Genomic DNA, 12,083 nt, shown 5'->3' with positions numbered 1-12,083 from the left:
ATAGTAATTTTAAAAAGAATGAAAAATCTATAAAAACAGGCTGTTTATTCACACCCCTCACCTTCAAATATTTTTATAGGCTGACCCGGCATAATTGTAGAAATAGCGTGCTTATAAACCAATTGCGCATGTCCATCACGACGCAAAAGAATACAAAAATTATCAAATGACGTTACAATACCCGTTAATTTAACGCCATTCACGAGAAAAATTGTAAGAGAAATTTCTTGCTTGCGAACAGTCTTTAAAAATACATCCTGAAGGTGTTGTGATCGTTCTACCATTGCCCTTACACCCTTATTGCGAATTGCATAAAAACATTCGTTAAATGCATATCGACTGAAAAATCTTCAATTGTCAATCTATTAGCGTAAAAAAAATCTAACAAAATCCTACTTATCATAAGGAAATATGTGTAATTTATGTACACTAAACATCATGGTCAGGAAAATATCAAAAAATTCTAAAGGCTTTCTTCTTACAAAATGTTGAATCTAAATGATTTTTTTTGTAAAATAGATATATTAATGAGCTCATTAATTAATTATTTAAAATTTTCTCCACTATTTCCTGTTTAAAGCAAAATAAAATTTATAAGGTACATAGGATAAATTAACCTTCCCCCGTGTGCTAAGAATATGCACCCTATTCTGAAACCAAGGTATTCATTTTACAAATTCTGTTTAACTATGTAAGAATGAGTGTATTATTCTTACCATAATTGAAATATCTGGATAAAGTGCTCAAAAAATCCTTTTATTTAGCGACCACTTCTTCCTCTCCCCAATTCCATTTTTAATCCCTATGTTTAAAAATAGAATTAAGAAGCCATAAATTTCTTCATTTTAAAATTATGTTTATTCTATTATTTAAGTTCATAATAATAATTATGAAACAAAATCTCTGCATCAAACCAGTATCCTCTTTTAAGTTATGAACACTATTTTACCATAATTATGATTGCATATTACACTGTATTAATGAACTGTACGGCTATTTTAAAATGAGAAATGAGAACGATATTAACTTTATCTTCATAAACTTTAAAACTTTGCTTTGAATATATTTCTTTCTGCAGAATAAACAGTTAATATATTATAAAATGTGTCTGGAAGATGTATCTCTTTTCAATCTGTAGAGTATGAGGCAAATATGACAAGCAGAACTAAGCTGCAAACATTTGAAGTTAAGGTTGAAGAAGCTCTCGAAAAAGCAATGAACTATGACTTTGATGGTGTAGAAATTGAGAAAATGTCACCAGATGACTCCACAGATCCTACCAGGATAGACGATTTAATTGAGAGAATAGCGACAGCAGAAGAAGAAATTATTACCGAAAACGGTACCTCAATTCTTGCTTCGAATATTCATGATAGCGCCGTTATTGATGGATCTGTTGTTGAACAGCTTTTTGGCCCAAAACCTACAGATGGGCTCTCGGGTGGAACTGTGCACAATACGTTATTATCTTCGCACCCCCTTCCCGCTAATGATGATATAACAACACCTTTAAATTCTATATCACTAAAGAATAATTCTACCTCTCGTATCTATTGGAATACTACAGCACTCAGTGCCTTATGGGCAACAGGAGGTGCTTTTATCGCTCAGCATTTAGCCCCTGAGGGACTAAATTCTTTAGAAAATATTATCACCTTTATTACATCACCTACTGGACTTGCTGTAGCAGCAGGAACCGCAATTCCTATCTTTATGTCTTGGGGCTTTGCCCAATTGACAAAACGCTCAAACGAATTGCGTAATATTGCTATTCTTATCACAAATGCTGCACAGCATCTTAATAATGACTCTCAGAATTTATCTGAGAAGCAGGCCATTGTTATAGGACAAACGATTCGCAAAGAAGTGGCTGCAATGAACGAGGAAATTGAGCATATTCTCGGGCGTGCAATTGAATTTGAAGCTATTATACAAGGTGAAGTTCGTAGTCTTGAACATGCTTACTCTGAAAATGAATCGCGTATTCACACGTTGATTAAAGAATTGAGTAACGAACGTACAGCAATTTTGAATCATGCTAATCGTGTACAATCAACAATTAAAGGAACACAAGAACAACTCAGTGATGAATTTAGTTTGGTGACATCCCAAATTGCAACCAATGTTGAAAGTCTTGCGCGAACCCTTTCTCAAACTTTGCAACAACAGGGAGAAGACTTGATTGCAAAACTTTCACATATAGGTAATGGTGTAACAAGTCAGCTTGTTGAAAAATTTAACGCAACAACTGAACAAATGCAGCAGAGAAATGAAGATTTTTTTCATGCATTAGGAAGAAACCTTGATAGTTTTTCAGAGCATTTTAATGATAATGAAAAGCAATTAGAAAAAACATTTAATGAAACAGCCGTTAGAGCTGAAATGCATATTGCTGAAATTGCAACGCATATACAAACTGCAACAGATCAAACTTTATCTAGAATCGACGATAAATTTAAAATATTAGATCAAGCAATTATTGATCGCCATAACGAGTCATTGCAGGATTTTGATGAAAAAATCATACAGCTTGACAAACAGGCTAATAAAATTTCTTCTCAATTTGATAATATAACTTCAGAGGCAATTGAAGCCTTTGAAAACCGTTTAGCAAAAGTTGATTTATCTCTTAGAGAACACAGTAATTCTATTATCGACGCTTTCATTTGCCGCAGTCAAGCCATAGAAGATAATGCTGAAAAGCTTGAGTTATTTTTGGAAGCTCATACTTCGCAAATTAATGCAAATCTTGAAGAAACAACAGCTAACATTGCAAGTACATTTACACGCGGACATGATGATATTCTTCTTGCTGTTGATGAAAGTAAAAAGCTGCTAAGAGAAGAAATCGCACATATTGATAATATGATTGTTGATGTTATAAAAGAGCGTTCGCAGGAATTCAAAGTACAATTTGCTGACCAAAGAGATATGATGTCTGAAATGCTCAGCAGTGAAAAAGATAAAATCGCTAATACATTGCAAGATAAGATTGAGACATTAACACAGAGTGTTTCAAATATTGAAAAGACTTTAATTGATAATGTTCAAACTATTGATCTTCATGCTGAAAATCATGTAACAAATGTAATCCATTGCATAGATAAACTACAAGAAACTATTACGCAAAGTTGCGAGACTACTAAAGATGCTTTAGAAACCCACACCAGAAATATTGATATACGTGCTGATGCTTTGCGTGACTCTTTAGCTATTAATAGCTTTTCTCTTAACGAAATTCTTGCAGATCAAGTAAATGCGCTTGAAGAACGTATGGAAGGGCTCCATAATATCATCGCCAAAAGTGATATACATGTTAATGTCGCTTTAAAGCAGCAAATGGATTTAGTTGAAAGCGCAATTGTTGATAATAATAAGGCTATTACTGAAACTGTTCAAAATCACATCAAAAACCTTGAGGATCATACCGAAATTCTAAGAGATACTCTCTCTCATTCGAACGGAGTTCTCTTTGAATCTCTTGAAATGCGTATGGGATCATTCGATGAAGATTTAGAAAATCGTGCACGTCAAATTTTTGAACATGCAAGTATGTTAGAAGAAACATTATCCCAAAAATTGAGCCAAGTATGTGAGACTATTCAGTTACAAACATCTGTGCTTGAAGAGAACTCTGATAGCTTAAAAACATCTATCATGCTCAATAATGAGTACCAAAAAGACGTCCAAAATGCATTAGACGCTAGCGTCGATCATATGCGTGTTACGTTAGAAAATTCCGTTAATACGGTCACAGACAGCTTACAAGATAAGATTATACAAGCATCTGATATTATTTCTTCTACGGGTGAACAAATGCTTTCATCACTACATGATGAAACAGATAAAGTACAAGAAAAGCTTTCCAATTTTTCTCATGAGTTAGCATCAATCATAGCTGATCAGGTAGAAAAATCAGAAAACTCTATCCTTTCTACTGGACATAAATTTATTTCATCTGTTTCTGATGTTGCTGAAAAAGCAGAAAATATGATCTTAGAATCTGGTAATCGTGTTGTATTAAATATTGAACAAACAATTCAGGATACTAGCCAAAATGCACAAACATTGTTTAGTGAAGTTGTAAACACTTCAACAACAGCAATTGAACAATTATTGGCTGAACGTTCCGGCATTCTTTATAATTCTATACAGGAACTTGAAAATAATTTAGAGTATCGACTTACTAATATTAGCAACAGTTTAGAAGCAACAAACAACCAAACAGCTGCTCAAATTTCAGGACATGTTGAGCAATTGGCAGAGTTAACAGATCATTTAAATCAGGTTGTGCAACATACAGCTGAATCACTCAATAATTTAACACAGCACGTTGGTGAACAACTTTCCCTCTCAGCAGAAGAGTCTGAAAAGAGAATTTTTGCGCAAAATCAATCTTTAGTGAACATTATAACGGAGACAGGCTCTGAAACTATTCAGACCATGACTGCTGTGAAAGAAGACCTTATTAATAATATTTCATCGATCCTTAAACAATTAAATCTATCGATTTGCAATATTCACGAAAATAGTGATGTTTTAATATCAACAGTTCAAAATATTGATGGTCAATTTAATGAAACTGCAAATAATTTCTTTCAGAATACCAACCAAGTAGCTGAATATTTGTCAGATGCAAATCAAGAACTCAGCAATAATATGGAAATTCTGCAAAAGTTTGTACGCAACACATTTGAAAAAATTAGTGATGTAACAAATAACTTTGGTGAACATGCTAAGACACTTTCTGAAGTCATTAACAATCTCGAAAAATCAGAAAATATGCTCGATGGAACACTTACAAAAAGACAAAATGCGCTATCTACATTAAGCAATAGCCTTATTGCAAAATCTGATGAAGTTAATCAGCTGATTGAGCATTATGAAAATGTTCTTAACCTGGCATTTGAGCGAACTGATGAAAATACGCGCAATTCTACACAATTATTACAACAAACGTTAAATCAGATCATTAATGAGGCTACGACGTGTTTCTCAGGAGCTGCAGAAGATATACGCCGCTCAGCCAATGAAATTCGATTAGAACTTTCTAAAGTCAATAATGATGTAAATGAAACTATTCAAAAGCTTCCGGAAAAAGTCAAAGGAACAACAAATACAATCCGCTATGCTCTAGATGAAGAAGTTACAAAGTTAAAGGATTTAGCAAATGTTGTACAAAGTGATAATAAAAAGAAAAAAGAAAATCGATTAACGCCAAAACCTCTTACATCGTTGACGTCTAATAAAGATAATGGTACCTCCTCTAACCTTATAAAGAAAATAGTACCATCAACGTCTAATTTACAAAAAGACCAAAATAAAATAAACAAAAATAAGTGGGTGTCAAATCTCCTAGCAAGAGCTTCGTCTGCAGAAACATCACGCGAAGAAATGGATGATAACTCGACTCTTTCACAAGTGAAGACAGAAGCTCGTTTAATGAATAAGTCTCTTCATTCATTAGCGGCTAGTGTTATAAAATCTATTAATCACGATGCTATCGTCGAGTTGTGGAATCATTATAAGCGTGGACAAAATAACATTGTGACAGAACGCCTTTACACTAAAAGTGGGCAAATTATATTTGAAAAAATTAAGCAAAAATATATGAATGATCCTCATTTTAAATATGCAGTCAATCAATATATTATCGACTTTGAAAAATTATTACGCGATGTATCTCGGGATACTAAGGATATGAACTCAGCTCGGCACTATCTGGTATCAGATAGTGGAAAGGTCTACACTATACTTGCCCATGCAAGCGGACGCATTAAATGAGAAAAGAAGAAGAGCAATCCCTTTTGCTCTCTTTAATTTATACGTAAATCACAAATCTTTTGTAAAAGATTTTTTTACGCTAAATTGAAAGACAGAGAAATATTTGTAACTGTTTCCAAAAAATCTTTGACGTAGAAGAATCAAAATAATTTTAATAATTGAGCAAGCAATCATATCAGACTATTTACACAATAATTTTTTATTTTTAATACCCACTTTAGAAGACTTAACTGATATTTTCTAATAAAGTCCCTTATTTTGAATAATACTCATTAAGAGTTGTTAACATATTCACTATCTTTTCACTAAGTATTTGATTTTATGTTTTTAAACACATTTTACAAAATTTAATACAGCCTTAACTATAAGGCAATTATTTTCACTTTGATCAATCAAAAACGAGCAAATCGCCTTTATCACTCAAGTTGCTTGCTCTCCATTTTAAATATACTAGTAATAAAAAGAGTGTAAATATATGTTTACCCTTATACTAGCATCGCTTATATAAAAGTACATTAATTTGGATATAATAAAATGTCTAAAAAACAAAATAGTAACGGCAGCTTACAAGAAGATGAATTCAACAGCGCAGCGCTTTTTTATCACCAATATCCAGAACCTGGAAAATTAAAAATACAAGCGACAAAACCTCTTGGTAATCAACGTGATTTGGCACTTGCTTATTCTCCGGGTGTTGCCGCGCCATGTCTTGCAATTCATAATGATCCAAAACTTGCAGCTCAGTATACTTCTCGTTCCAATTTAGTAGCCGTTATATCAAATGGAACCGCTGTTCTTGGATTAGGAAATATTGGTCCGCTTGCTTCTAAGCCAGTTATGGAAGGAAAAGCTGTTTTATTCAAAAAATTTGCAAATATTGATGTTTTTGATATTGAACTCGATGCGCCAAATATTGAACAAATGGTAGAAATCGTATCCTCATTGGAACCAACATTTGGTGGTATTAATCTCGAAGATATCAAAGCGCCTGAATGTTTTGAAATTGAAGAAAAACTTCGCGCTAAAATGAATATCCCTGTTTTCCATGATGACCAACACGGAACTGCCATTATTGTTTCTGCTGCTGTACTTAATGGACTAAATTTTTCTGGGAAAAAAATTGAAGATGCAAAAATAGTTACCTCAGGTGCAGGTGCTGCAGCCTTGGCTTGTCTTAATCTTTTAGTTCACCTAGGAGCAAAAGTTGAAAATATTTGGCTTAGCGACTTGGAGGGTGTTGTTTATGAAGGCCGTAAAACACTTATGGATCGCTGGAAAGTCAAGTATGCGCAAAAAACTGATGCACGAACCTTATCCGAAATCATTGAAAATGCGGACATTTTTTTAGGTCTTTCTGCAGGCCACGTTTTAAAACCTGAATATCTGAAAAAAATGGCTTCGAATCCTTTAATTCTAGCACTTGCCAATCCAACGCCAGAAATCATGCCAGAGGAAGCACGTGCGGTTCGACCAGATGCAATGATCTGCACAGGACGTTCTGATTACCCAAATCAGGTCAATAATGTCCTCTGTTTTCCTTATATCTTCCGTGGTGCACTAGATGTCGGTGCTATCGCAATTAATGAAGAAATGAAAGTAGCAGCAGTTCATGCTATTGCTAACCTTGCCCGCGAAGAATCCTCAGATGTTGTAGCACGTGCTTATTCAAAAGAAGCGCCCAGTTTTGGCCCAGATTATCTTATCCCTTCACCTTTTGATCCACGTTTAATATTGCGCATTGCTCCTGCTGTTGCTGAAGCAGCAATAAAAACGAATGTAGCTGTTCGACCAATTAAAGATATTTCTGCTTATCACGACACCCTTAAACGTTTTGTTTTTCGTTCCGGTCTCACGATGAAGCCTGTTTTTGCAGCAGCAAAAGCAGCAAAACGCAAACGCGTAATCTATGCTGATGGTGAGGATGAACGCGTACTTCGTGCAGCACAGATTGTTCTTGAAGAACAAACCGCTATTCCTCTTCTCATTGGCCGCCCACATGTGATAGAAGCGAGATTAAAACGTTTTGGTTTAAAAATTCTTCCTGGCATAGATTTTGAGCTCATAAATCCAGAAAATGATCCACGTTTCCGTGATTATGTCAATTTATTCCTTCAGTATACCGCTAGATGTGGCGTTTCACCTGAAGTTGCAAAAACAATTGTAAGGACATCAACAACAGCTATTGCAGCTATTGCAGTTATGCGCGAAGAAGCTGATGCCATGATCTGCGGTTTAGAAGGACATTTTGAACGTAATTTTCAGTTAATCGAACAAATTATTGGACTTGATTCAAATATCAGTCATTTTTCTTCTGTTAGTCTGCTTATTTCTCCAGACAGAGTTCTTTTTCTAACAGATACTTATGTTAACGAAAATCCTTCTGCAGAGGAAATAGCAGAAATGACTGTGTTAGCAGCACAAGAAGTTGAAGCGTTTGGTATAACACCAAAAGCAGCATTATTATCGCATTCAAATTTTGGCTCTAAAGATACAGAAAGTGCACGTAAAATGCGTCGTGCTACCGAAATTCTTGCTAAATTGTACCCAGATTTGGAAGCAGATGGAGAAATGCAAGGCGATGCGGCACTATCGAAAATTTTTCGTGATCGCATTTTCCCTGATTCACGCCTCAAAAGCGAGGCTAATCTTCTCGTTTTCCCAACACTTGATGCAGCTAATATCACGCTCAATATTGTTAAACATCTAACCGATTCACTTCATGTGGGTCCTATTTTAATTGGTGCAGCACGTCCTGTCCACATACTAACACCTTCAGTAACCTCACGAGGAGTCGTCAATATGACAGCACTTGCAGTGCTTGCTGCAAATAGAAAAAAATTTCATAATAAAATAAATAAAGATAAGTGATCCTTATTAAAGTAAAATTTAAGAATTTTTTTTTAGACATTTTAGCTACAATAGCCTATTCACTGAAAGCCTACCTTCAATCAAAAAGACAATTGTATTTCTGATTAAGTCTTTTTTTCAAAAAAACAGAAGCTAGATAACGTAGTATCGAAGTTTTTCTGTAAAATTATAAACCATAATAAGGAATTGCATATTGTCTTCTACTTTTAACAAAGTTGCTGATATTATTTCAGAAATCAGTGAAATTGATCGTAGTGTTATCACACCTAAAAGTCATACAATCGATGATTTAGGAATTGATAGCCTCGATTTCCTTGATATTGTTTTTGCTATTGATAAAGCTTTTGGAATTAAAGTTCCTCTCGAACAATGGACTCAGGAAGTTAATGAAGGTTCCGTTGCAACCGAAAAATACTTTGTTCTTAAGAACCTTTGCGAAAAAATTGATGAACTCGTTATTTTAAAGCGGGCTAATTAATTTTTTTATTATGCAAAATCAAGCTGTATTTATTACTGGTATAGGATTGATAAGCTCTTTGGGTGAAGGAGTTGATCATCATTGGAATAAATTGAATGATCCTACGGTTACACCAAATCTCGATTGTATAAATTTTTCACCTTACACTGTTCATAAGTTAACCAGCGTTGATTGGAATCAGCAAATTCCAAAACGAAGCGATCAACGACAAACGGATCAAACAAACAGAAAAAAGAAACCACTCAAAGATACAATTTCTAAAATGCTAAAAATGATGAAGGCTCAATCTTCTTTTGCAATTTCAGCTGCTTCAGGATTTAATGAAATTACAAAAATAGAACAAAATATACTCGATGATGCCAATATATCTTACCGTGGTGTTACAACATTGTTTGGTTATCTACGGGAAGCGCAATTTCCTCTAGCACTTGCATTGGCTGCTATTGCTGTCAAAAAAAAGAGTAGCTTTCCAACACTAAGCACTCATGAAAAGTCATTTTTAAAAGAAGTTCATGAAGTATTTGTCACAACAATTGGTATAAAAAGAGCTGAAGGTATGGCACGCCTCACCGCTGTTTAAAGAGAGAGTATCTCTATGATGAAGTATAACGACCATCTCGGACGCCCACTGGTAGCAATAACCGGAGCGGGAGTTATAACATCGCTAGGGCAAGGAAAGCAGGAAAATTGGCAAAAATTAATCAATGGCGTTAGCGGTATCCATAAAATAACGCGTTTTCCTGTTGAAGGATTAAATACACATATTGCAGGCACAATTGATTTTCTTAAAGAAAGTACAATTGGTGCTGCAGCTCTCTCTGAAAAATTAGCTTATCTTTCAGCAGAAGAGGCTTTAGAACAATCAGGTCTCGACAAGAAAAATTTTGATGGACCATTGTTTTTAGCTGCACCTCCTGTTGAACTTGAATGGAAAGCACGTTTCGCTCTTGACCAATTAGAAACCTTTAACATTGAACCTTCCTATGCGCATCTTCTTGAAATTTGTAGTCGTAATCCCCAGAAAGAACTTTTTGAAACTACTCAATTTGGAGCAATTGCAGAAAATCTTCAAGAAAAATTTGGCACAAAAAAACTCCCCATTACACTCTCAACTGCCTGTGCATCTGGAGCAACAGCAATTCAATTAGGTGTTGAAGCTATTCGACGGGGCGAAACAGATCGTGCACTAACAATTGCTACAGATGGTTCAGTTTCAGCAGAATCCCTTATTCGCTTTTCTTTATTATCAGCTCTTTCAACCCACAATGATCCCCCAGAAAAAGCCGCAAAACCTTTTAGCCATGATCGAAATGGCTTTGTCATGGCAGAAGGATCAGGTACTCTTGTTCTTGAATCTCTAGAAAGTGCTTTAAATCGTAAAGCAAAAATTTTAGGCATTTTAGCTGGCTGTGGAGAAACAGCAGATGATTTTCACCGTACTCGTTCAAAACCTGATGCATCACCAGCAACTGAAGCAGTGCGAAAAGCCTTAGCTGACGCAAAAATGACCATCAATGAAATTGATTACATCAACGCACATGGCACCTCAACACCCGAGAATGAAAAAATGGAATATCTGGCATTATCAGCAATATTTGGTGATATTTTAAAACATATTCCTGTCTCTTCGAATAAATCAATGATTGGGCACACATTAACTGCTGCAGGCGCTATAGAAGCTGTCTTTTCGCTTTTAACCATCCAATCAGGAATTCTCCCTCCTACAATCAATTACGATGATCCTGATCCTGCTATCCCTTTAGATGTTGTTCCCAACTACAGCCGTAACACTCGTGTGAATGCGATTTTGTCCAATTCATTTGGTTTTGGTGGTCAAAATAGTAGTCTTGTCATCACCGCCTATAAAGAAAAATTTTTTCATAAAAAAAATTAATTTTTTATCATATAAAAGGGGATGATAATGCGTGCACTGCAATTATTTAATGAGCGCCAAGTTGGAATAACCCATATCGCCTTACCACCCCCTCCTAGCCCTGGTGAAGTAACAGTGCGTATAAAAGCTGTTGCTCTTAACCATATCGATGTGTGGGGATGGCGTGGTATGGCCTTTGCTAAAAGGAAAATGCCTCTCACTATAGGTGCAGAAGCTTCAGGTGAAATTATTCAGCTGGGAAATGGTGTTGATAATTTGCAACTTGGACAGCTCGTCTCAATTTATGGTGCTCACACCTGTGGTCTGTGTCAAGCTTGTCATAAAGGGCATGACAATCTCTGCAGTCATGTAAAAGGTGTACATGGTTTTCACCTAGATGGATTTGCCTGTGAACTCATTAATCTTCCAGCACGTCTGCTCGTGCCAGCACCTTCAGAATGTGATGAAATACAAGCAGCTGTTGCTCCAGTTACCTTTGGTACCGTAGAACATATGCTTTTTGACAATGCAAAATTACAAATTGGAGAAACAATTCTTATACATGCTGGTGGTTCTGGTATTGGCTCAGCTGCTATTCAGATCGCAAAATCTATGAAATGTACAATTATTACAACTGTGGGCTCCGATAACAAGATTGCAAAAGCACAATCCCTTGGAGCAAATTATGTTATTAATTACCGTAAAGACCGCTTTGAAGGTGTAGTCCGTAAATTAACTCAAAAAAAAGGTGTTGACGTTGTTTTTGAACATGTCGGTGCTGATACATGGGCAGGTTCTATGTTGTGCATGAAACAAGGAGCACGTTTGGTGACTTGTGGTTCTACTTCTGGTGTTTCCGCTCCTATGAATTTAATGCAACTGTTTCAGCAACAACTTAAAATATTTGGTTCATTTGGCTGTCGTATGGAAAATATGGCAAATGCTATGCAAAAAATGGCACAAGGAATTATACATCCTATTATTGATACAATTGTTCATTTTGATGACATTGATGTTGCTTTAAAAAGAATGGAAAAGCGTGATGTTTTTGGTAAAATTATTCTCAAAATCGATTAAATT

7 protein-coding genes are annotated in these 12,083 nt (G+C 35.4%); 6 read left to right on the top strand and 1 reads right to left on the bottom strand.

Going from position 1 to position 12,083, the window contains the following annotated elements; all coding sequences use genetic code 11:
- Nucleotides 1-44: 44 nt before the first annotated feature.
- Complete coding sequence (hfq, locus tag BARBAKC583_RS03010) at nt 45-284, bottom strand: RNA chaperone Hfq (protein WP_005766825.1); 240 nt, start codon at nt 282-284, stop codon at nt 45-47.
- An 868-nt stretch (nt 285-1,152) separates the two neighbouring features.
- Between hfq and BARBAKC583_RS03005 the strand changes: the two genes are divergently transcribed.
- The 6 genes from BARBAKC583_RS03005 to BARBAKC583_RS02980 all read left to right on the top strand — a co-directional run bounded on the left by BARBAKC583_RS03005 (nt 1,153) and on the right by BARBAKC583_RS02980 (nt 12,080).
- Nucleotides 1,153-5,784, top strand: coding sequence for a coiled-coil domain-containing protein (locus BARBAKC583_RS03005; RefSeq protein ID WP_005766824.1), 4,632 nt, complete (start codon nt 1,153-1,155; stop codon nt 5,782-5,784).
- Nucleotides 5,785-6,318: 534 nt separating this feature from the next.
- Entirely contained in the window at nt 6,319-8,652 is a 2,334-nt protein-coding gene (locus BARBAKC583_RS03000; protein WP_005766823.1) for an NADP-dependent malic enzyme, read from the top strand.
- 193 nt (nt 8,653-8,845) lie between these two features.
- On the top strand, nt 8,846-9,130 hold the full coding sequence (locus BARBAKC583_RS02995; RefSeq protein WP_005766822.1) for an acyl carrier protein: 285 nt from the start codon (nt 8,846-8,848) through the stop codon (nt 9,128-9,130).
- A gap of 10 nt (nt 9,131-9,140) precedes the next feature.
- On the top strand, nt 9,141-9,710 hold the full coding sequence (locus tag BARBAKC583_RS02990; protein WP_005766821.1) for a hypothetical protein: 570 nt from the start codon (nt 9,141-9,143) through the stop codon (nt 9,708-9,710).
- An 18-nt stretch (nt 9,711-9,728) separates the two neighbouring features.
- Complete coding sequence (locus BARBAKC583_RS02985) at nt 9,729-11,024, top strand: beta-ketoacyl-ACP synthase (RefSeq protein ID WP_035453156.1); 1,296 nt, start codon at nt 9,729-9,731, stop codon at nt 11,022-11,024.
- A gap of 27 nt (nt 11,025-11,051) precedes the next feature.
- Nucleotides 11,052-12,080, top strand: a complete 1,029-nt coding sequence (locus tag BARBAKC583_RS02980; RefSeq protein WP_005766818.1) for a zinc-binding dehydrogenase — start codon at nt 11,052-11,054, stop codon at nt 12,078-12,080.
- The last annotated feature ends 3 nt before the right edge of the window (nt 12,081-12,083 follow it).

The organism is Bartonella bacilliformis KC583 (assembly GCF_000015445.1).
Taxonomy (GTDB): domain Bacteria; phylum Pseudomonadota; class Alphaproteobacteria; order Rhizobiales; family Rhizobiaceae; genus Bartonella; species Bartonella bacilliformis.
This window is presented reverse-complemented; position numbering and strand designations above follow the sequence as displayed.

What these genes read in the sequence shown, in the direction of transcription:
- BARBAKC583_RS02980 (WP_005766818.1), top strand. Translation starts at nt 11,052, where the DNA reads ATGCGTGCACTGCAATTATTTAATGAGCGCCAAGTTGGAATAACCCAT.
- BARBAKC583_RS03000 (WP_005766823.1), top strand. Translation starts at nt 6,319, where the DNA reads ATGTCTAAAAAACAAAATAGTAACGGCAGCTTACAAGAAGATGAATTC.
- BARBAKC583_RS02990 (WP_005766821.1), top strand. Translation starts at nt 9,141, where the DNA reads ATGCAAAATCAAGCTGTATTTATTACTGGTATAGGATTGATAAGCTCT.
- BARBAKC583_RS02985 (WP_035453156.1), top strand. Translation starts at nt 9,729, where the DNA reads ATGAAGTATAACGACCATCTCGGACGCCCACTGGTAGCAATAACCGGA.
- hfq (WP_005766825.1), bottom strand. Translation starts at nt 284, where the DNA reads ATGGTAGAACGATCACAACACCTTCAGGATGTATTTTTAAAGACTGTT.
- BARBAKC583_RS03005 (WP_005766824.1), top strand. Translation starts at nt 1,153, where the DNA reads ATGACAAGCAGAACTAAGCTGCAAACATTTGAAGTTAAGGTTGAAGAA.